Below are 20259 nucleotides of genomic sequence, written 5' to 3' on the forward strand. Positions count from 1 at the left end.
TCTCCATCATGTCTGCTTAGACGCATTTAGCTTATTTTGTTAATACCAAAACGGCGGATCGCCAGCTTCTGCTTGATCAGCTCCCAGTCCTCGCGGTTAAGCACAAGCACATCGCGTACGCGAATGGATTCCCGGCGGGCATAAATCCACACAAAGGAAAGCCCGGCTATCGAATAGCTGACGCTTGATGCAATAGCGGAGCCAATAGCGCCCATGCGGGGAATCAGCAGGAGATTGAGGACAAGATTGACAGCAAGCGCGATTAGGGAAACGTTTAATGAGACAAGCGGGGCACCCCGTCCGGATAAGTCAGAGTGGATCAGCTTGAAGATGACCATGACGAGAATACCCGGCAGCAGATAGCGAATTACAATGCCTGAAGCGGCAAAATCAGCACCATATAAAAGTCCGATAAGCAAGGGCGCCAACAGCCAGAAAAACAAGCCAAATACGATTAAAAACGGTATGACCATGCGGATCAGGCGGGCCGTGCTTTCCACTGCCGCTTGGGCTGAATCAGAATTAGCGCTGCGTGAAAATAAAATCAGGCCGACCGCCGCCGGAAGCTGCCAGATGAGCTCTGACAGATTCGTGCCTACCGAGTAAATGCCAACCTCGCTAATGTTCGTAAAATACTCGAGGATAACGATATCGACCCGGTAGTTCATCTGAATGATAAATAAGGCAAAAGCAAAGGAAAATCCTTTGCGTATCAGTTGCAAGGGGAGGGGATGTATGTACCTGAGCTTTATCTTCACTTCGCCAATCAGCAGCTTGATGGAATACCCTAACGTAAACAGGGCCATAAGCAACTGAGTCAAGGCAGCACCAAGCACACCCATGCCAAACAGCCAGACCAGCAGCAGCAAAATGGTGAAGTTCAAAAAAGTCTTAATGATCTCTACCTTATTAATGCTGCCTATCCGCCCCCTGCCCTGCATGATGCCCCTCAAATATTGAATGCCGAGATTAACCGGAATGGTCATGATACAGGCAGCAAGGATTTTCCAATCATATTTTCCCCCGTACTGCAGCGCTAAAATAACGCTTACCACAGCAATACTGATCAGCGAGGTCATCATCCACAGAAAGATCAGGGAAGATACTATATCCTCGTACCTATAAGCTTTCGTTCCGATAAAATAAGCCGATGCCTGACGGATTCCGAGATCCGCAATTGTGACGACAAGAGTCGGAATAACCAGTACGGCAGTGATGATGCCTTTGCCTTCCGGACCCAGCAGTCTGGCCAGAATGACGGAAACGAGAAAGGCTCCGAATAGCACTACCATCCGTGTACCGATAGTCGTCATCACTTGAAACAGCATGCCAGTTTTATTCATGGGTTATTCCTTCCGTTCTGTTACGGAGTAACCTTCCTGATGTTGGCTCCGAGTGCACGGAACAATTCCACAAAATTTCCATAGCCTCTCTCCAACTGATATAGGTTCGTGATTCTGCTGACACCGCGGGCGGCCAGCGCGGCGACGGCTACCGCCGCGCCGCCGCGAATATCTGTGGCGATAAGATCGTGGCCCGTCAGCTGTTCTACTCCATGGATTATCGCCATCTGTCCGGGTGCGCCGTTTACACATGTAAAATCGCCGTCCCTGACTTCAATGTGAGCTCCCAGCTTGTTCAATTCACGGCAATAGGCAAACCTTCCGTCAAGAATCGTTTCCTTCAAAGAACAAGTTCCGCGGGCATTCATCATCATGACGGTGTGCAGCGGCTGAATATCGGTATGGAAGCCGGGATAAGCTGACGTCGTTACATCGACGGCATGAAGCTGTCGTGTCCATTCGGCCCTAATCCGGTTCTCTCCTTCCTCAATCGTAAGCCCCGCCTGCCGCCACACCGCCACTTCCGACTCCAGCACCTTCGTTGTGGCGTTGTGAATCGTGGCCCGTCCCTTCGTTGCAGCCACGGCGGAGATCACGGTGGAAGCGATGATTCTATCACTCATCACCGTATGCTTGGCCCCATGAAGCCGCTCTACCCCGGTAATGCGAAGAACTGTCGGCGCCAGCCACTCGATCCTCGCTCCCATCTGCATCAACAGCCTGATGACATCCTGCACCTCGGGATTGCGGGCCGCATTCTGCAGGGTCACGACAGCATTCGACCGTACAGAGGCGAATAGTACATTGAGTGTGCCGCCAAAGGTTGGGTAGCTCTGTTTAACCGTGACCTCCTGCCGTGGTTCACTTGCCCTTAAATGGATGCCCAGTTCACTCTCTTCTATCGCAAAACCAATTTGCTGCAGGGCAGCCAGATGCAGATCGTGCTTGCGGTTTCCGATGCTGCACCCGCCCGGCAGCGGTAAAAAAAGAGAGCTGCGCCAATGCGCAGCCGCTCCCAGCAGAAGCAGCGAATGTCTGATCTTTCCTGCCAATTCAGCATCCAGCGTGCCTCCTGTCCATTCGGCTCCGCGGCAAATCAAGCTCTGCCCGCATGTCCGGACTTGGGCGCCTGAATTGGTCAGCAGCCGGATCAGCTGCTTCACATCATTCAGCTCCAGCGGCACGTTATGAAGCGTCACTTCCTCTTCCGACAAGCAGGCGGCCACTATTGCGGGCAGGGCAGAGTTTTTTGCCCCTGGCAGATGAACCTCGCCATATATCGGCGTTCCTCCCTCTATAAGGAGATACGGTTCATTTAACGTTCTCCTCACTTCTGTTGTTCTTAGAGCGCGCTCCATGACATCCTCCTTCATTCTATTGTGCTGCCCGGCCCCTGTTTTCTCGCTTGCCCCTTTCGGCAGCTCGCCGCCTAAACCATTAGCACCTCGGGCTCCATCACAATGCCGAGCTTTCGGGCAACCGTATTTTGCATAACCTCCATAAGCGCCTTAACATCGCTTGAGGTTGCTCCCCCCAGATTAATAATCCAATTCGCATGAACCGGACTGATCTGTGCTGAACCGATTTGAAAGCCTTTGAGCCCTACTTCCTCTATCAAGCGGCCGGGATGCGGTCCCTCGGGCGGGCTCTTAAACGTGCTGCCAGCCGTTGCAACCTGGATAGGAAACTTTTGCTTGCGAATGTCTGCCGCCCGCCTCGTCTTAGCCATCACTTCCTCGGGATGCTCCGCCAATGGAGCGTAGAAGGAGGCGCTTAAGATTAATCCTGGAATTCGCTGCAGCATGCTTTCCCTGAACGAGAAGCCGAGACTTTCCTTGCTGCGAGTCTGAATCAGTCCTCTCTCATCAAGAAACGTTACCGATTGCAGCACCTCCGCGGTGTCGTGTCCCAAGCAGCCCGCATTCATAACAATGGCGCCTCCCACTGTTCCGGGAATTCCCGCCATAAATTCAAAACCGCTGCGTCCTTCCCTGGCCATGGAAAAAGCAAGTTTCGGCAGCGGAACTCCAGCTTCAGCGTACACGATGTTATCGACAATCTTGAAGGTTTTCAGCCGCTTGCCTGCATGAATGACGACACCGTCATAGCCTTTATCATCAGGCAGCAGATTGGAGCCATTACCGACGATCAGCACGGGCAGCTGCTCCGTTAAACAACGGGTATACACCTCGCTTAAATCAGCCAGACGGTTTGGAGTTACGCAGTATTTGCAGGGCCCTCCCACTCCTAATGTAGTGAGGCGTTTTAATTCAAGGTTTTCCGTCACCGTGCACTGCAGGTCGCTAAACATTACCTTCACCCCGGCTTCTCCTTTCTCGTTTTAAGCATTGCGCTTGCTCTTGAAATACAATTCTCCAGCTGATGAGGCTGTGACAGGAGCATTGACGGGAACCCGGCCTTCATAAGCAAGCTCCAGGGACCTCATCATATGGTCCAAGGTAAAATGCTGCTTGAATAGCTGCCGGCTTCTTTCCCCGTACAGCCGCAGCCGCTGCGGGTCATCTAAAAGCTGCTTCAGTCTGTCCACCCCTTGTTCTGCCTGTTTGGCCTCAAATAACAAGCCGTTATAGTGATCGATTACGACCTCATTGTTGCCGGTCACATCGGTGGCGACAATAGGCTTTCCGAAGCTCAACGCCTCCACCAGGGAATAAGGAAGCCCTTCATAAAGGGAAGTGGTCATATAAATATCGAAGGATTCGATCCAGTCCATCACATTTTTTTGAAAGCCGGCGAGATGAATGCGGCCGCTAAGTCCCTCGCGGGCAATTGCCTGCCCGATGTCCTGCTTGTAGACCCCGTCACCGACATACACGAAATCCACATGATCGTATTCCGCAACGATCGCCTTGGCGATTTTGTAAAAGGTCCAGGGATCCTTCTGATCGTCAAACCTGGCTGATGTCCCGATCACCACTTTCTCGTCTCCGCGGCGCTCACGCTGTCGTGGAGGGTCAATTCCGTTATAGATGAGTACCGAATTGGCTGCTGCAGCCAGCCGGTGCTCCTGCGCAAAGCGGCGCTCGCCCTCCGACACATTGATCGTTAGTGACGTAATTCGTCCGAGCAGCCGTTCCATGGTCAGGTAAACCTGCTTTTTCCAGCGGCTCAAGCTTTCATCTTGGAACGCATACGCATGCGGCGTGTAAAGAATTGTTCGGATTCCGCACCATTTGCCAGCCAATCTTCCGATTCCGCCGGCTTTAGAAGAATGGCAGTGGATCAGATCAGGCTGAATTTGGCGAATGATTCGAATCACCCGAAGCAGAGCACGCCAGTCCTGCGAAACCGACATCGAGCGGACCAGTTCCTTCACCCGGTAGAGCTGAATTCCACGGTCGCGGAGAATGTCCATATGATCCCGGAACACTTCGCAATTGCGCTGATCATTGTAAATAAAAAAAGCCTGATAGCGGCTTAAGTCTAGCTTTAGCAAAATATCAAGCACATGCTTGCGGACACCGCCGCCCATCGCCTCGCATATGAACAAGATCTTTTTTCTCATGGAGTCCCGCCTCCATACAGCAGATTCTCGATTTCCGTGCAGATGCCTGACGCAGTCTTTCTCCAGCGGTATTGTGCCGCATGCTCTTGTCCCGTCTGTCTTAACTGGCGGCGGAGAGGATCATTATGCAAAAGGAGCTTTATTTTATCGGCAATGTCCTCGGCCTGATAAGGGTTGCAGTACAGCGCACCCGAGCCGCACACCTCGGGAATGGATGCGCTTTCGGCCGCTATAACCGGACAGCCGCAGGCCATCGCCTCAACCGGCGGCAGTCCAAAGCCTTCATAAAAGGAAGGAAATACAAAGCAGGCCGCATGCTCATACAGCGCCTTTAATTCCTCATCGGTAACATAGCCTATGAACTTCACCCGGCTAGAAGCCGTGACGCCGGCTTTACCCGACTGAAACACCGGATTGTGGGCTCCACCGACAATGACGCATTGAAAGTCTGCGGCTTGAAGCAGCTCCAGGCTTTGGATAATGGCTCCAAAATTTTTGTTGGGACTTTTGCTGCTCACAGCCAAGATATAGCCGCCGTCTGTTAACTCGTGCTTCTGCAAAATGCGCGGGTCCGCTTGAGTTTTTTCCATATGATCCGCGCCTAAATGGTACACACTGATGTTTTGCTCGCGGATACGGACGTATTTTTGCAATTCATCCTTGGAAAACTGGGATACGGTAATCCATTTTTTGGAGCGATATTTCAAGCTCCGAAACAAAAAGCGGTACCAAGCCGTGAACTTCGCAGAGAAGTTCTCGCTGTTTGCAAAAACTGCAGCGTCATGGATGGTTACAATTTGCTTGCGCTTCAATAGCGGCGCCGGCCCGCATAAGTTCAGCAGCAGATTTCCCCCGGAATACAGCGGCAGCTCGATCTGCTCCCAGGCATGACCGGTTAACCGGCCTACTTGCATAATCGGGATATGACGCAATGACAATTGCTGTTTGATATGTTTTGGCGCCAAAATCTTAAATGAACAGTCCGGATGAATCACGCCATCGGCTATAAGATCATCCAGTGATTTAACAACCTCAATCGCTACCCTTTGAACCCCGGTTGTCGATTGAGTCAGAAATCTTCCATTAATATATACGGTGACCAACAGACATCCCCCTTTGCTAGCCGGATGATGAAGAGGCCAGGCTTTCCTGGAGAGCGCCAGAGCCTGATAACAGCTTGTCCGGGCTTCCTGTATTCCTTGCAATCCCCTCCGCAAAGTCAATCAGTTGTTCCGCTTTACTCTCCCAGGAGTGGATATGGGCGGATTGGCAAATAGACTCCCGGTCCAGAGCAGCGCTCCCGGCATGCTTCATCAGCTGCCTGGCCTGCCCGATCAGTTCCTCCAGCGACTTGTAGAGATGGACATGACGCTCTTCTCTTCTCCCCAGTTCTTTCGTATGCCTGGCTATAACCGGAAGTCCTGAGGCTGCATACTCATAAAGCTTCATCGGACTTCTTCCTTCGTTAGCCGGATGATCGCTTAGAGGCAGCAAGCCGAAGGTCGCATAGTTTAAATAGTAAGGGAGTTCAGCATAATCCACTTGTCCTAATAAATGCACATTCGAGCAGGCTTGAAAATAACCTCGATCCTTGGCATTACACGGACCGATCAGGACAAGCTGCAATTCCGGAAGCGCTGTTGCGAGGAATTTCAGAGCCGCACGATCCAGCCTATCATCCAGCGCACCTGCATAAATCGCAATAGGCCCCCCCAATCCGGATAATGGCGAAGGAGGATCGCTTTTGTGATAGAAGTGGGCAAAATCGACCCCGTTTTCCAGCAGCAGCCACGGCTTGGCTGCATTATATCTTCTTAATTGCTTGAGCACCGGCGCCGATGTAGCAATAATTCCATCAGCCCGCTGAACCAGTTGCTCTTCCAGCTGGTCAATGCGCTGGTCATTGCCCATTTCACTGTACAAATCCGTTGCCCTATAGATGGAAACCTTCGGTCGAATTAGCTCCTCCAAGCCAACGAAGCTGTATTGATCGATAAGCAGCAAATCGATTTCTCTGATACCATACTGTTTGATTTTTCTGGGAAGCGGCGGCCAACAGGCGGAATACATTAGATTTTTACGGTGATAATATTTCGCAATATTCCAGGGGATGAAGGTGAAAGGAACGTAGTTGATGACGCGATTCCTGCGCTCTCCTCCCTTAAGCCAGTTGGCAAATCGCACCCTGCAGCTGCTGCCGTTAACCTTCAATAGATGGGCCGGGGAGATCGGTGTGCTTAAGTGAAATACCGTATGGCCCATTTTTGCGAATTGATTTGCCAGATGATGAGAGCCCACGACAAACGGGCTGCCGATATACGTGTGGCTGGCAAACACAACAGTTAATTGTCGCGCTAGATTGTTGCATATAAAATCATGTTCCTTCATTAATAAGCACCCTTATTGGAGATAACGACCCAGAATGTTTTAAGTAAAATGTGAATATCCTGCTTGATCGATTGCTCCCGAATGTACTTCAGATCCAGCTCGACCATTTCATGGAAGCTCAAATGGTTGCGTCCGCTTACCTGCCACAAGCCTGTGCAGCCTGGAGTGACCAAGAGCCGCTGCTTCTCATACAGCGAATAAGTGACAACTTCACGGGGAAGCGGCGGCCTCGGCCCAACGAGACTCATATCCCCCCGCAGCACATTAATGAACTGAGGGAGCTCATCGAGACTTGTTTTGCGCATGAAGCGGCCAATTCGGGTGACACGAGGGTCATTTTTCATTTTGAACATAGCGCCTTCGATTTCGTTCTTTTCCAGCAATTCGGCAAGCAGCTCCTCGGCATTGGATACCATGGAGCGGAACTTATACATATAGAATGGTTTGCCGTTTTTGCCGATTCTTACCTGCTTGAACAACACCGCACCCTTAGGGTCCTCAAGCTTGATTAAAACTGCTAGCAGCAAAAACAGAGGCATCAGCACGAGGGAACCGACGATAGCACCGCTCAAATCCAGTGTTCGTTTCATAATCAAATAGGATGCTTTTTCCTTAACCCGGGTTATGTCCTGCTTCCCATACATCATCTTGGAACTCAGGTTCACTTCCCACTCCTGCTGGCTCATTCACATCCTCTCCCTGCTGGCTGCCAAATAAGGCGAGAAATGCTGTTTCTCCAAAATTTCCTCCATTGCACTTAAGAGCGGTAACCGCAAATCTTTGTTGTTCAGCGCAAAATCGATAGTCGTAAAAATAAACCCCAGCTTTTCACCCACATCGTAGCGTGTACCTTCAAAGTCGTAAGCATAGACGCCTTGCGACATATTTAATTTCTGAATGGCATCCGTGAGTTGAATTTCTCCGCCGGCTCCAATCTCATGCTCCCCCAGGTAATCAAATATTTCCGGAGTCAGGACATATCTTCCCATAATAGCCAAGTTGGAAGGAGCCTGACCGGGGGCCGGCTTTTCTACAAAGCGGCTTACCTGATAAAGCCGGTCGAAACGGTCTGAAGGATCCACGATACCATACCGGTGGGTTTGTTCTTCCGGTACCCGTTGAACGCCGATAACCGATTTTTGAGTAAGCTCATATTGCTGAGTCAGCTGCTTGATGCAGGGAGTATCGGCTCGCACGATATCGTCTCCCAGCAGTACTGCGAATGGTTCGCTGCCAATAAAGTTGCGCGCGCACCATACCGCATGGCCAAGCCCTTTAGCTTCCTTCTGGCGAATGTAATGAATATCGACATTCGAGGATCTTCTTACTTCGTCCAGCAATTCAAACTTCCCCTTGCCAAACAAGTTGTTCTCCAGTTCAAAAGCATGGTCGAAATGATCCTCGATGGCCCGCTTCCCCTTGCCGGTCACGATGATGATGTCTTCAATGCCTGATTCCACGGCCTCTTCCACAATGTACTGAATCGTCGGTTTGTCCACGATGGGCAGCATCTCTTTTGGCATGGCCTTTGTTGCCGGCAAGAAGCGGGTACCTAACCCGGCAGCTGGAATAATCGCTTTCTTTACCTTTTTCATCATCTATCACCCATTCTTTTTATTGTGGTTTGACGTTTAATGAAACTTAGGGCATCTAACCCTCCCTCACATCACACTCTCGACGATAAAACGTCTAAGGTTTGAGCTCAAACCCACAGCATGACCGAGTGTCTCCAGTGATAGAGGTGCAGGAGACTTTACCTGTGAATGCTTAATTCAATGCTTCGCGTTCCCCGTAGTAATAGTAGGCATAGTGATCATCCCGGCCGCGCTTTACATTGTTAAGCACAACGCCAAGCATCCTAGCGTTGACATGCTCCAGCTTTTGCTTCGCTTTTAGAGCTTCTGTTTTTTTGATCGTTCCACAATCCACCACCAGCAAGACGCCGTCGCATCGGGCAGCGACAATCTGGGCATCAGCCACGACCAGCGCGGGTGGCGTATCTAAAATGATAAGATCATATGACTCTCTGGCGGACTCCAATAAGGCCTCCATTCTTTTGGATGCGAGCATCTCCGATGGATTAGGAGGAACCGGTCCGGAGCAGAGGACATCGACCCCTTCAATAGTTGTTTTTTGAATTGCCTCCAGCAGTTCATGCTGGTTGCTCAGCGCGGAGGACAAGCCAGTCCGATTGGATAAGCCGAGGACGTGATGCTGAGTGGGCTTGCGCATATCGGCATCAATCAGCAGCACCTTTTTTCCAGCCTGCGAGAAAGCTACCGCGAGATTAGCGGAAGTCGTGCTTTTGCCTTCTCTCATTCGGGTGGAGGTGATCATAATCGACTGGGTTTTATCCTCCAGGTTTGTGAATTCGATATTTGTCCGCAAAATTTTATAGGCTTCTGAAACCGGTGACTTAGGATTGGAGTCGGTAATCAGTGGCCATTTAAGTCTCGATCGTGACATTTTTCCCCCTCCTGACTGCTTCACTTGCCGCTTTAGCTTTCGGCTCGAGCAAATCGCTGTTCTGTATTTTAGGAATCACGGAAAGAGTCGGCAGCTGCAATACCGCTGCAATATCTTCTTCTGTTTTGATTGTGTCGTCTAAGTACTCCAGCAGGAAAGCACATCCAATACCGAGCAGGAGCGCCAGCAGAAAAGCAACTGTCAAATTTAATGCCGGATTTGGCGACACTGGGGGAGCGGTACGCAATGGATCGGCTTCATTAAGCAGAGAAACGTTATCTATAGCGAATAGCAGAGGAATTTCCTCCTGAAATACAACAGAAACCGCATTCACTATTTGGGCCGCACGTTCATACGAATGGTCCACGGCTGTTAAGGACATCACCTGAGTATCATTAACAGAGCTGACATTAACTTTTTCCATCAGCTCCCCGCTCGTTGCTTTTAATTCGGGAAAGCGATCAACGACTTTATCCATAATTCGCGGAGTGCGGATGATTTCTTTATAGGTTTTGACCAGCTGGATGTTTGAGCTGATGCTGTTCATATCTACCGGAGCGGCCATTTGCGTGGAATCACGTGCTTGATTAACGATCAGCTTTGTCGAAGCTTGGTACTTGGGCTGCACTAAGTAAAAGGAGTAAACCCCGGCTGCCAAGCAAGCGGTAATAATCAACAGGACGACTAGCCATAAGCGCTTTCTCACAATGTACCAGTATTGTTTTAACTCCAATGGATTGACCTCCGTTTGTTCAGTCTTGTTTTCAATCGCGAACAATAACGGATATATATTATTCATTTCGCGACCTTTTTTGCTAAAAAAAATGAGGTCTCTTCTACCCTCTCTCCGTTCTTCTTTGAACACATCCACATTCACATGTTTGACGTCAATTAGCAGTAAACCTCGTAATTTGCCGAATACTTTTTTGTCGAGGAAAAATTAATTATTCGTTACGAGGTTGATTCATGGATGATTATAGTTCATAAAGAATATTTTTGCAAACCGTTTTTTTGACTTTTTTATTTTTTCTGAATCTTCTTACAAAAAAATCGACCAGATCTTCCTATAGTAATGGGTCTTTTATTTTTTTGTAAAAATTCATCGACACTTCCGCCTTGGAGAACGTGCTCCATCAATTCCTCGGAGGTGCAGTTCAATCCTTGCTTTTGCAGTAATAGCGTGAGGAGCAATGAAAAATTTATTGTCGATTTGTCGTTTTCAGCTTCAAAGCGTTTTTTGTCGTAGTTATAAACCATTTCTTTTTTGAGCGGATATTTCGTAAGATGAATCCATTCGGTAATACTGATCCGGCCCGAGGAAATTTCCTGGTCTGACAAACCGGGGTCATTTGCGAGCCGCGCAAGGAATTCGCTAACTCTTAGAGCTTGTCGTTTTCGTTCAAGCAGCATTTGCAGACTATCTGAAATCTGATCAAGCTGTTTGCCAGCGACCGAGTATCTCGCTCCAACCGCACTTTGCCGATCTTTTCTCATCGATTTCCCTCCATCTTACGGAAACTCTGTCGATTCTACACTTTTTGACCTGCAGATTTCAATTTCTACATCTTTTAATTTGTGAATTCTACAATTTTTTAAAAAAATGATATACGTTTTGATTAGTATAAAATAGAAAGCTTGAAAATTATGTCGATCCATGTCGAAGAATTCAATTTGATCGTTAAGGGCAGCTTACTGTGTCTTTGTTCCTATTTTTACCTCTCCATTCATGAATCTAAAGCTGCATAAAACTAGTGAAAATTGCACGGAAAAACTAAATATAAATTATTCTAATTGAATAAATAATACTAATTACCCTATTCTTTTTGAATGATATATTTATAATGATAGTAAGTTTCCGATAGAAAAACAGCCAATTTTCTTCAGCGAGGTGAATAGCGATTAAACTTAAAAAATTAAAAACTCCGCTTCGTTTTATAGGCATTCAGCGGTACAAAAGCACTGATGGCAAGCATTGGATCAAATTCGGCAAGGGAGCCCGCCGAGCGGTTAACCCTAAATGGTTCACAGCGGGCAAATGGACGCTTATTCTATGTGTTGCCGGTATCCTCGGAATATCCAGCTATCGGATAGGCGTTGCTTATATATCTGAAAAGATGATGGAGCGTCTGACGCAAGAAGTGTTCACAGAAGAGGAAATCGCGGAATGGAAGAGCGATCCGCAAATCCAACGGCTCTTGGCGGAACTGCAGGGAGGAAGGCTTCAACAGGAGGCAATGCCTCCGGCTCTTTCCGAGAAAGCAGCCGAGCCGATGCAGCCTTCTAGTCCGCAGCCAGCGGATACAACTGATGACCCTGTGAATGAATCTGTAATAAAAGAGACTCCTTATTCAGGTAACGTTCCGGTAAATGACGAAACTTTAAATCCCCAGCCTGCTTTGCAAAATAAGGAACAGGTGCTGAAGCTGCTGCTAAGCAAATTTACAATGGCAGAGCTGACCGGATTTGTCGATCTTGCTAAAGACGGACTTACGGAAAAGGAGAAAGCACAGATCAAGACTGCGCTGCTGGAGAGGCTGACTCCCGAAGAATTCGAGGCAATAAAATTAGTTGCTCTTGCCGAGCTGGCACAGCAGTAGTCCTGCTCCAAAAGTCCTTGTCTATGGAAAGGATGACATGATGATACAGACACCTTCATTATTAAATAAATATTTCTATATTTGGGCCCTGGCCTTGCCGATTACGTCCTTTTTGCTGATACCATCCATACAAGGAACAACTATAGGTTATCTGATGGCCTTTCTCTCTGTAGCCGTTGTTTTTGTTCTCGCGGTTACTCGGATGGACTTGAGGCATACCTTGAACGAGCAGCTTGTTCAGCTGTTTCTTTTTCTACTCGCTTACGTCACTTGCAATTTGATTGCCCAGGCCGGGCTGCTCGTTAACCACGGAATTGACTTCACTCAGGTTCGTTTGGTGGAAGATCGGGATACCGGATACGCATTTAAAAACTCACTTTTTACCCAGTCCATTTATTTATTTGCCGCTATTTTTACCTTTTTCTTTGTCAAAACATTTTATCAGCCCAGCTGGAACCGCTGCATCCTGGCCGGGGCCGTCTTGCTGGCGGCTTACGGAATGTACGAATGGGTCTACTTTCAGCTCTTTCATAGAAATGGCGATTTCCTTACCAACCGGGTGTTCAACGGCCACGTCAGCGGCAGCTTATTTCAAACAACCAAATTGTTCGGCTGGGAAGTAATGCGATTGAAAAGTCTCACCGGGGAGCCTTCGATGTATGCGTTTACGGTTTTGCCGTTTTGGATTTTTGCCATTCACCTCAGGAAAACGGCCGTACATCTTTTGTTATTGCTGACTTTAATTTTGTCTACGTCTACGACAGCCTATATTGGCATCTTCTTATATTTTATGCTCAGACTTTTGTACAGCCGGTTTAAGGACAAGTCTCCTTTTGTCGTCGCATGGGCTCTCGCGCTGATCAGCGCTGCGAATTACCAAATCGTTGTCCGCATTTACGAGATGCTGTTTGCCAGCAAGCTGGACAGTCATTCTGCTATGATGCGCAGCTCTATGTTCCAGAACCACTTGAATTTCTATCTGGAGCTGCCCTTTTTGCACAAGCTGTTTGGCGTCGGCTTCGGCTATATCCGCTCTTCCGATATGTTTACTACGCTCTTAAATAATTTGGGCTTGGTTGGCCTCCTGGCTTTTACCGCCCTGTTCATGATCCCGGTTTTTAAACTGCGTAATGACGAAATGGGAAAAGGTCTAAAATTTGCATTAATTGTCCTTTTTGTTTGTATGATGACCTCTGTACCGGAATTTGCTTATTTGCCTACATGGCTATTCTTAGGCGTCGCTTACTGGCGTTTGGCAGCGGGTTCCTCACAAGCGGATACTAGGCGTACACCGCTTGTGAAAGTGTAAACCGCTGCCGAGGCGTATACCGCTATTTTGTCACAAATAGAAGCGAGGATGAGCGTTACAAATAAAATCCCTGCTTTTTCGGCCAAATAAGAGCAAGGGCGAGCGTTAGCACAGAACACCCTGCAAGTTGAGGCTCTGGACACCCCGCATAACCTCCTGCTGGCAGCTCGCAAGGCACTTCGGGGCTCTTCGCACTGAACTCCTTGCTGGAAGCTCGCAGCAAGCACACCCGTAGTTCACCTCACCGGCATCGCACTGGATAGCTCAGCGATTGGGCAGCCCAGCGATTGGGCAGCTCAGCGATCGGGCAGCTCGGTGATTGGGCAGCTCGGTGATTGGGCAGCTCGGTCATGCGTTAAAATAAATCGATTTTACCAAGGCGAACCGCCAGCTTACAGCTTACTTTGGGATTGACGTTAATATTAAATAAAAAACTGGTGAACGGCTTGCAACCTTTGGCAAAATAATCCGTCTAAAACTGTACAGGAGGTGAAAATAGACATGAAAACAAAAGGAAAATTTGCTTTCGGTATGTTGCTGGCGGTGATTCTGCTGTTAAGTCCAACCGTGCTGGCCTTCTCGGACATTGCCGGAAACTCAGCCGAAAGCGAAATTTTGGAGCTTCGTGAGAGGGGCATTGTTAGCGGAGTAAGTGATGATGAATTTCGTCCTGAAGCTGAATTGAGTTACGCTCAAGCTGTTCATTTGGTCATTCAAGCGACTGGGTTGAATCCCGGCAAATCAGAAGAACCGCTCCAGTCCTTCGCTAATGTAGCAAACGGAGCCTGGTATGCCGACTCCTTCGAGGCTGCCGCCTATCACGGACTGCCTTTAGCAGCCGATGTGAAGCCTGAAGAAGCGATCACCCGCGAGCAATTTGCTCATCTGTTGTTTGAGGCTGTAATCCGTACCGGTGAGTATGCGTTTACCGAGCAATACATTTTACTGGATGACGAGGATGAAGTTACCCCAGAATACATGAACAGTATTCAGAAGCTGATCATTGGTCAAATGATTAAGCTGGGTGATAGCAACAACTTCCGTCCGCAGGAGCAGCTTACCCGCGCGGAGGCCGCAAAATGGATTCATGGCGCCATTGAATTTATCGAGAGAATGAAAGAAATTTCTGGGGTGCCTGATCTGCCCGCAATCGAGGTGGAGTTGAAGACGACAGAAGCCGCTGAAGGCGTTAACGAAGCTACGCTCGTATGGGCTGAAGCTCCGCATCCTGGTTATGGCCTAGCTATTGTTGCCATTGATTATAACCAAACCACAATGGAGGCCGTAATTAACTATGAGATCGTGCTGCCTGATCCGGAGCTCATGTATCCTCAGGTTATTACAGAAGTTACAGCTTCAACTTATGTAGACAGCAACTACTCTTTATCTGCCCAGTTGGTTGGAACTCATACTCCCTCTGTAGCTGGAGTCGACAACACAGCACCTAGTCAATCGGTCAGCCATCCATAAGTTAAGTACGCACGGGAAGTTGTTGATGATCGGTTGTACCAGTCCTCATAAGCTTTCCGAGCTCAAGAAAGCCTGTCTGCCGCTTCAAGCGGAGACAGGCTTTTTAATGGAATCGTAATCCACATATAATAGGAAGATCTAAATACCTTGAATAAAAAACTCCTTTGCAGCAGTTATAAACCGATACAAAGGAGTATTCTATAAATATAGCTATTGAATTGTCAAATCATCAATATGTATATTCCCATTATGGACTGTTCTTATTGCTGCAAAGTTTATTGATTCTATTGGTGCCGAGGACCGGACTCGAACCGGTACGATAGTCACCTATCGCAGGATTTTAAGTCCTGTGCGTCTGCCAATTCCGCCACCCCGGCATATATTGTCTGGAGATATCCACTTATTCCGTTCATGGTGGGCCCTGAGGGACTCGAACCCCCGACCAATCGGTTATGAGCCGACCGCTCTAACCAACTGAGCTAAAGGCCCGGAAACTATATATTGGTTGCGGGGGCAGGATTTGAACCTGCGGCCTTCGGGTTATGAGCCCGACGAGCTACCGGACTGCTCCACCCCGCGACATTAAGATCAGATAACTGGTTAGCAGCGACAAAAATAAATATACACCATTTACAAAGCAAATGTCAACTATTATTTTCAAAACAAATAACGAATACCAAAACGTCCTTTGCGTGAACGAAATACTTCTACTGTCTGCGGGCAGTCATATCCGTATATCCACCAGTCTTCCTCCATACGCTTAGCGATACATCCAGCTTGAAATTTACTTTCGTATAGCTTTGACCAATAAATCCAGGCCACCCTTGGTCACTCCCGTTCTTGAATACTTATGTCTTTTTCTTTAGCATGCCCGTTTTTAGCAGGTTTGTTACGATCATTTAAAGAAAAAGTGCGGTTTTCTGTGAAAATAAAACTCCCGCATGATGGGCAATCTCGGGTAATTGTAATTGTACCTCAATCACATAACTTGTACGAAATTTCGTCTAGAACACTGGCTACAGCTCCTGAAACACAGTTGAAGTCCATTATGTGTAGTAAAATGATCTCGATTAGAAGGCGAAGCTGAGTTGCCGGGCTTGACATGGAGCCTCTATGGGCATGATTTCGAGCGAACACGGCGAAGTTCGCCAGGCGAACCAGCCTATCATGCCCACCTCCATGTAAAGCCTAACTGAGGATTTTGTGGCTCCTATCAATTTTAGGAATCCTTTTTACATAGTTAAATGGACTCACTTTAACCCCTTGAATTTGTACGATTTGTCATACAAATCTCGGGCCATCGCACCTCAATCCCCTGCATTTGTACGATTTGTCATACAAATCGCTGGTCGCTGGCCTTAACCCCCCAGCATTTGTACGACGTTTCATACAAACCTCCGGAAATCGCACTTCAACCACATGAATTTGTACGACATTTCGTACAAAACGCAGGCAACAACAGGCAACAAACCCGCGCAGCCCTCGAACCCTCGAACCCCGCCAACCTTGGCTATTTTCATGCTGGAGTTGTGCCTGAAATTTCAATGGCATGACTGTATTCGCATGCATTCCGCCTCTGCTCGCGCGGCGAAGGCAATTGTATTGCGATTTTTCGCATACATTTTAAACAAACAAGGCCATCCAGGTTGACTGGATGGCCTATCCTACACACATTAAAATCCCTTCTACCTACTCATCGAACTGTTCTACTACTCGTCAATCTGTTTACCTGCTCATCGAACTGTTCTACCTACTCGTCATCTGTTTACCTATTCATCGATCTGTTCTACCGACTCATCTATGCTTATCCGGCATTCTCATCAAGCTCAGGAGCCGGGGGCGGGAAGCTGTTTACGCTTTTGGCTGCCCTCTCTCTTTCCTTCCGCTCTCTTTCCTCCTGCTCTCTTTCCTCCTGCTCTTCAAGGTCTCTTACTCTATGGGCGATACGGCTCGATGCCGAAGCAGCGATGCCGGCTACAAGATCATCCAGAAACGTATGCACTCCATTTGCTGTTTTAGTATCCAATTCCTTGATGATCCCTACCTTATGCTTATCCAGATGACCGAAGGTGGTCACGGCTATACTTCCATAGCCAAGGACCGAGCCAAGCGCCAAGGTCTCATCGCAGCCAAAAAGCCCTTCATCAGTAGCCACCAGTGACTGCAGCGGCTCGGAAAGCTTCCCGCGCTCGGCCAGCATATCCAGCTCTATTCCGACGAGCACCGCATGCTGAACCTCCCGTTTGTTCAGAACCGCGTGAACACTCTCTATGCAATGGGGAATCGTCAAGCTGCTTTGATAAGGATGCTGCATTTCAAACACAATTTTAGCTATATCTTCTATCTTTATTCCCCGTTCAGCCAGTTTATCCATGACAGCCAATTTCACATCCTGACTGTGAACTCTGCTCATCGTCATCTTCCTCTCTTCTGCATGACTTATTCTGCTTGCGCTTTAGTTAATGCCTTTTCCATCAAGCCAGGTTAGTTGCTCTATATAGAATTCGTTGACTAATAGTGTTAGATGCCTCAGAATACGGTATAATAACTTACACAGATCTTTAGGTGAAAAGGAGGATATTTATGATGAATTATGCAGTGGTGATCTTTCCCCCGAAGGAGATTCAAGATTTCGCCAATAGCTACCGCAAAAGATATGATCCTCGTTATTTGTTAATCCCTCCCCATATCACGATCAGGGAGAAGGAAGAATGGGATCCGGGAATGCTCGAGAAAGCGGTTGATCACTTGAATGAGGCGGCTAATCAATTGACGTCATTTGAGGCGGTTTTTAACCGGTTTTCTTCTTTTAAGCCAACCAACAATGTCATTTATCTGGCTTTTAAAGACAATGGCCCGTTTGAACGCTGCCGCGAAGCTATCTGCCGGGATATTCTGGAACAGAACAGCAAGGACCAGCACTTCACCCCTCATTTAACAGTCGGGCAACAACTCGGAGACGATGAATTCCATGATGTACTGGCCAGTGTGAGAAAAACCGAAGTCGATCTCAGCTTTCGCGTTGACCGCTTCCATCTGGTATATCAGACGGATAACGAAGCTTGGACGGTATACCAGACTTTTCTGCTGCAGAACTGACTCAGGCATCGCACCACCATCTTCTACTATATATAAGATGCGGAAAGATGGCAAACGTGTAAATTTGTCATAATCCCTAGAACTTCACTAGGAATAATGGTATACTTATCCTTGTAGAGTTCGTTATGAGCGATACTGATTGGTCATCAGCAAGGAGGAAGGTCCAATGAAGAAACGTTACTTACTGCTTGCGGGATTCCTTTCCGTTGGCATCATAACCGTGGCCTTACAGGCCAACGGTGCAAAGCAGCCGCAAATTCCCGAGCCTTATATTAGCTTCGAGGGCGGCCAGGTTGTATTTGCCGACCATATTCCCCAATGCCATTAACGTTCACGTGCCATGCGTTTATGTACTAAATTAAACGGATTGGTGCATTTTGCATATCGGTCTCCTTCACAAGCGGGACAACCATAGATAAGATACGAGGAACATTCTTTGATCTATAATCTGATTGAATATTTCCAGCAGAGAATTTATGCAAAATTTTTAACATTGTAAGGATGAACTCTGTGTACAAAAAAAGGGCAAGCTGCGTTCATGCAGATGCCCTTTTCCTGTTATGCTTACCGCTCCCAGAATTCCTTTATTAAGCTAATTTAAAAGATTAACCGGCCTATCCCATTTCGGACTTAACCGATTGCTCATAGGCTGCGGGATTCTCCTTCCAGGACTGCAGAAGAGCGCGTGCCTGCTCATCAATCTTGTTCAGCTGCACTGCCGTGTCCAGAAGAGCAGAATAAGTGGATAAGGTTCTCACTGTGATGCCGCTGTCGGCAAATTGCTGTCCGGCTTGACTTAATTCATAGGTAAATATAGCCAAAACAGCTTGCACATCTCCGCCTTCGTCCTGCACCGCCTTAGCTGCCTTCAAAGAGCTTCCCCCGGTGGAAATCAAATCTTCAATGACGACCACTTTTTGCCCGGGCTTCAAAACACCCTCCACCATTCTTTGCTGACCGTAGCCCTTCGCTTTACTGCGGATATATACCATTGGCAGATTCAGCTTTTCAGCAACCCAAGCCCCATGAGCAATCGCTCCTGTTGCCGTACCTGCAATCACCTCAGCATCAGGATAGTGCTCGCGAATCAAGCTGGCAAACCCTTCCGCAATGCGATTACGGATTTCCGGATACGAAAGCGTCAAACGATTGTCGCAGTAAATTGGAGAAAGCATCCCGGAGCTCCAAGTATATGGTTTGTCCGGGCTCAAAGTTACGGCACCAATTTCTAAAAGACTGGCAGCAATTTGGCTGGATAAGGTGGACCATTCCGTCGTCATTCTGATAACAACTCCTCTATAATCATTTCCATTGCTTTTCTTGGGTCAGGTGCTCCGGTAATGGGGCGGCCAATAACAACATAATCCGTACCTTGATCAAAAGCCTGCTTGGGAGTCATGACTCTCGACTGATCTCCTATGGCCGCTCCGCTCGGGCGAATCCCCGGAGTGACCGTTATAAAGGAAGAACCTAGCGAGCCCTTAATTAAATCCACTTCCTGCGGGGAAGCCACCACTCCGTGCAGGCCAGCCTGCTTCGCTAGCGAGGCATAGTGCAGGACGGCATCAGCCATCGGCTTCACAATTCCAATCTCATGATGCAAAGTATGCTCATTCGTGCTCGTAAGCTGCGTCACCGCTATAACCTTCGGCTGTGATTCGGAAGCGGAGGCGGCCTTGGCCACCCCTTCCATTGCTGCTTCCATCATTTTGACTCCACCGGCAGCGTGTACGTTAAACACATCAACTCCTAGGCGGGTGATGCTTTCCGCCCCCCCGCGGACGGTGTTCGGGATATCATGCATTTTTAAATCTAAAAACACATGATACCCTTGTTCTTTCAAAGAATAGACGAAGGAAGGGCCGGCTGCGTAAAACAGCTGCATTCCGACTTTTACAAAGCACGGAATTCCTTTTAGCACTTCAATAAGCCGATTGGCCGCCTGTTCATTCGGATAATCGAGAGCAACCATAATTTTGGATGCCCATTCGTTAGCGCTCTTCACCTGATGCTCTCCCCTCTGTACCTGTATAGTCCTGCCGGATGCTGACTAAAAGCTTT

20 protein-coding genes and 3 tRNA genes are annotated in these 20259 nt (G+C 48.2%); 5 read left to right on the top strand and 18 right to left on the bottom strand.

Features of this window, described 5'->3' with window-relative positions; all coding sequences use genetic code 11:
- Positions 1-26: 26 nt before the first annotated feature.
- The 11 genes from PSHG_RS04495 to PSHG_RS04545 form a co-directional block, all read right to left on the bottom strand.
- The gene (locus tag PSHG_RS04495) at positions 27-1343 is read right to left on the bottom strand and encodes an oligosaccharide flippase family protein (protein WP_010270030.1); all 1317 of its coding nucleotides are present in this window, start codon (positions 1341-1343) and stop codon (positions 27-29) included.
- 20 nt (positions 1344-1363) lie between these two features.
- Positions 1364-2701, bottom strand: coding sequence for a UDP-N-acetylglucosamine 1-carboxyvinyltransferase (locus PSHG_RS04500; RefSeq protein ID WP_010270034.1), 1338 nt, complete (start codon positions 2699-2701; stop codon positions 1364-1366).
- Positions 2702-2772: 71 nt separating this feature from the next.
- A complete protein-coding gene (gene murB, locus PSHG_RS04505; protein ID WP_042121394.1) occupies positions 2773-3654 on the bottom strand; it encodes a UDP-N-acetylmuramate dehydrogenase in 882 nt (293 codons plus the stop codon).
- A gap of 30 nt (positions 3655-3684) precedes the next feature.
- The gene (locus tag PSHG_RS04510) at positions 3685-4869 is read right to left on the bottom strand and encodes a glycosyltransferase family 4 protein (protein ID WP_010270038.1); all 1185 of its coding nucleotides are present in this window, start codon (positions 4867-4869) and stop codon (positions 3685-3687) included.
- Positions 4866-5972 carry a glycosyltransferase family 4 protein gene (locus PSHG_RS04515; protein WP_010270039.1) on the bottom strand — a complete coding sequence of 369 codons (1107 nt, stop codon included), beginning with the start codon at positions 5970-5972 and terminating at the stop codon, positions 4866-4868. Before PSHG_RS04515 ends, PSHG_RS04510 begins: the two co-directional genes overlap by 4 nt.
- A gap of 16 nt (positions 5973-5988) precedes the next feature.
- Positions 5989-7257 (bottom strand): glycosyltransferase family protein, encoded by a 1269-nt coding sequence (locus PSHG_RS26575; RefSeq protein ID WP_010270042.1) that lies wholly within the window; start codon positions 7255-7257, stop codon positions 5989-5991.
- Positions 7257-7943 (bottom strand): sugar transferase, encoded by a 687-nt coding sequence (locus tag PSHG_RS04525; RefSeq protein ID WP_010270043.1) that lies wholly within the window; start codon positions 7941-7943, stop codon positions 7257-7259. The genes PSHG_RS26575 and PSHG_RS04525 overlap by 1 nt, the downstream gene beginning before the upstream one ends.
- Positions 7944-8852: a UTP--glucose-1-phosphate uridylyltransferase GalU gene (gene galU, locus PSHG_RS04530; RefSeq protein ID WP_042121400.1), complete on the bottom strand. Its 909-nt coding sequence runs from the start codon at positions 8850-8852 to the stop codon at positions 7944-7946.
- A 172-nt stretch (positions 8853-9024) separates the two neighbouring features.
- Entirely contained in the window at positions 9025-9723 is a 699-nt protein-coding gene (locus PSHG_RS04535; RefSeq protein ID WP_010270045.1) for a CpsD/CapB family tyrosine-protein kinase, read from the bottom strand.
- A complete protein-coding gene (locus PSHG_RS04540) occupies positions 9704-10522 on the bottom strand; it encodes a YveK family protein (protein ID WP_010270046.1) in 819 nt (272 codons plus the stop codon). Before PSHG_RS04540 ends, PSHG_RS04535 begins: the two co-directional genes overlap by 20 nt.
- Before the next feature lie 221 nt (positions 10523-10743).
- Entirely contained in the window at positions 10744-11217 is a 474-nt protein-coding gene (locus tag PSHG_RS04545; protein WP_010270047.1) for a hypothetical protein, read from the bottom strand.
- A 620-nt stretch (positions 11218-11837) separates the two neighbouring features.
- Here PSHG_RS04545 and PSHG_RS04550 point away from each other — a divergent pair.
- The 3 genes from PSHG_RS04550 (at position 11838) to PSHG_RS26585 (ending at position 15099) form a co-directional block, all read left to right on the top strand.
- Positions 11838-12320 carry a hypothetical protein gene (locus tag PSHG_RS04550; RefSeq protein ID WP_010270048.1) on the top strand — a complete coding sequence of 161 codons (483 nt, stop codon included), beginning with the start codon at positions 11838-11840 and terminating at the stop codon, positions 12318-12320.
- 37 nt (positions 12321-12357) lie between these two features.
- Entirely contained in the window at positions 12358-13629 is a 1272-nt protein-coding gene (locus PSHG_RS26580) for a hypothetical protein (RefSeq protein ID WP_148497637.1), read from the top strand.
- A gap of 501 nt (positions 13630-14130) precedes the next feature.
- A complete protein-coding gene (locus PSHG_RS26585; protein WP_010270052.1) occupies positions 14131-15099 on the top strand; it encodes an S-layer homology domain-containing protein in 969 nt (322 codons plus the stop codon).
- Between the two features lie 288 nt (positions 15100-15387).
- On the opposite strand, the gene PSHG_RS04570 is transcribed toward PSHG_RS26585, so the two are convergent.
- The 5 genes from PSHG_RS04570 to PSHG_RS04585 all read right to left on the bottom strand — a co-directional run bounded on the left by PSHG_RS04570 (position 15388) and on the right by PSHG_RS04585 (position 17512).
- Positions 15388-15476 (bottom strand) — tRNA-Leu (locus PSHG_RS04570).
- Positions 15477-15511: 35 nt separating this feature from the next.
- Positions 15512-15588 (bottom strand) — tRNA-Ile (locus PSHG_RS04575).
- Between the two features lie 13 nt (positions 15589-15601).
- Positions 15602-15678, bottom strand: a tRNA-Met gene (locus tag PSHG_RS04580).
- A 78-nt stretch (positions 15679-15756) separates the two neighbouring features.
- Positions 15757-15921, bottom strand: a complete 165-nt coding sequence (locus PSHG_RS31010) for a hypothetical protein (RefSeq protein WP_162830516.1) — start codon at positions 15919-15921, stop codon at positions 15757-15759.
- 982 nt (positions 15922-16903) lie between these two features.
- The gene (locus PSHG_RS04585; protein ID WP_010270055.1) at positions 16904-17512 is read right to left on the bottom strand and encodes a phosphatidylglycerophosphatase A family protein; all 609 of its coding nucleotides are present in this window, start codon (positions 17510-17512) and stop codon (positions 16904-16906) included.
- Positions 17513-17682: 170 nt separating this feature from the next.
- Between PSHG_RS04585 and PSHG_RS04590 the strand changes: the two genes are divergently transcribed.
- Together PSHG_RS04590 and PSHG_RS30380 are read left to right on the top strand one after the other, a co-directional pair.
- Positions 17683-18198 carry a 2'-5' RNA ligase family protein gene (locus PSHG_RS04590; RefSeq protein WP_235782007.1) on the top strand — a complete coding sequence of 172 codons (516 nt, stop codon included), beginning with the start codon at positions 17683-17685 and terminating at the stop codon, positions 18196-18198.
- Positions 18199-18364: 166 nt separating this feature from the next.
- Positions 18365-18526: a hypothetical protein gene (locus PSHG_RS30380; RefSeq protein WP_157213424.1), complete on the top strand. Its 162-nt coding sequence runs from the start codon at positions 18365-18367 to the stop codon at positions 18524-18526.
- A 286-nt stretch (positions 18527-18812) separates the two neighbouring features.
- On the opposite strand, the gene pyrE is transcribed toward PSHG_RS30380, so the two are convergent.
- Together pyrE and pyrF are read right to left on the bottom strand one after the other, a co-directional pair.
- Positions 18813-19478, bottom strand: a complete 666-nt coding sequence (pyrE, locus tag PSHG_RS04600) for an orotate phosphoribosyltransferase (RefSeq protein ID WP_010270060.1) — start codon at positions 19476-19478, stop codon at positions 18813-18815.
- Positions 19475-20170, bottom strand: a complete 696-nt coding sequence (gene pyrF / locus PSHG_RS04605; protein ID WP_081505083.1) for an orotidine-5'-phosphate decarboxylase — start codon at positions 20168-20170, stop codon at positions 19475-19477. Before pyrF ends, pyrE begins: the two co-directional genes overlap by 4 nt.
- Between the last annotated feature and the right edge of the window lie 89 nt (positions 20171-20259).

The sequence above is a fragment of the Paenibacillus senegalensis JC66 genome, assembly GCF_000285515.1.
Taxonomy (GTDB): Bacteria; Bacillota; Bacilli; order Paenibacillales; family NBRC-103111; genus Paenibacillus_L; species Paenibacillus_L senegalensis.

Bases quoted from the DNA above. Each gene is read 5' to 3' on its own strand.
- PSHG_RS26575 (WP_010270042.1), bottom strand. From the start codon at position 7,257: ATGAAGGAACATGATTTTATATGCAACAATCTAGCGCGACAATTAACT.
- PSHG_RS04525 (WP_010270043.1), bottom strand. From the start codon at position 7,943: ATGAGCCAGCAGGAGTGGGAAGTGAACCTGAGTTCCAAGATGATGTAT.
- PSHG_RS04545 (WP_010270047.1), bottom strand. From the start codon at position 11,217: ATGAGAAAAGATCGGCAAAGTGCGGTTGGAGCGAGATACTCGGTCGCT.
- PSHG_RS04535 (WP_010270045.1), bottom strand. From the start codon at position 9,723: ATGTCACGATCGAGACTTAAATGGCCACTGATTACCGACTCCAATCCT.
- PSHG_RS04590 (WP_235782007.1), top strand. From the start codon at position 17,683: ATGATGAATTATGCAGTGGTGATCTTTCCCCCGAAGGAGATTCAAGAT.
- pyrF (WP_081505083.1), bottom strand. From the start codon at position 20,170: ATGGTTGCTCTCGATTATCCGAATGAACAGGCGGCCAATCGGCTTATT.
- PSHG_RS26580 (WP_148497637.1), top strand. From the start codon at position 12,358: ATGATGATACAGACACCTTCATTATTAAATAAATATTTCTATATTTGG.
- PSHG_RS04500 (WP_010270034.1), bottom strand. From the start codon at position 2,701: ATGGAGCGCGCTCTAAGAACAACAGAAGTGAGGAGAACGTTAAATGAA.
- PSHG_RS04540 (WP_010270046.1), bottom strand. From the start codon at position 10,522: ATGAATAATATATATCCGTTATTGTTCGCGATTGAAAACAAGACTGAA.
- galU (WP_042121400.1), bottom strand. From the start codon at position 8,852: ATGAAAAAGGTAAAGAAAGCGATTATTCCAGCTGCCGGGTTAGGTACC.
- PSHG_RS04510 (WP_010270038.1), bottom strand. From the start codon at position 4,869: ATGAGAAAAAAGATCTTGTTCATATGCGAGGCGATGGGCGGCGGTGTC.
- PSHG_RS04495 (WP_010270030.1), bottom strand. From the start codon at position 1,343: ATGAATAAAACTGGCATGCTGTTTCAAGTGATGACGACTATCGGTACA.
- pyrE (WP_010270060.1), bottom strand. From the start codon at position 19,478: ATGACGACGGAATGGTCCACCTTATCCAGCCAAATTGCTGCCAGTCTT.
- PSHG_RS04550 (WP_010270048.1), top strand. From the start codon at position 11,838: ATGATGGAGCGTCTGACGCAAGAAGTGTTCACAGAAGAGGAAATCGCG.
- murB (WP_042121394.1), bottom strand. From the start codon at position 3,654: ATGTTTAGCGACCTGCAGTGCACGGTGACGGAAAACCTTGAATTAAAA.
- PSHG_RS30380 (WP_157213424.1), top strand. From the start codon at position 18,365: ATGAAGAAACGTTACTTACTGCTTGCGGGATTCCTTTCCGTTGGCATC.
- PSHG_RS04585 (WP_010270055.1), bottom strand. From the start codon at position 17,512: ATGAGCAGAGTTCACAGTCAGGATGTGAAATTGGCTGTCATGGATAAA.
- PSHG_RS26585 (WP_010270052.1), top strand. From the start codon at position 14,131: ATGAAAACAAAAGGAAAATTTGCTTTCGGTATGTTGCTGGCGGTGATT.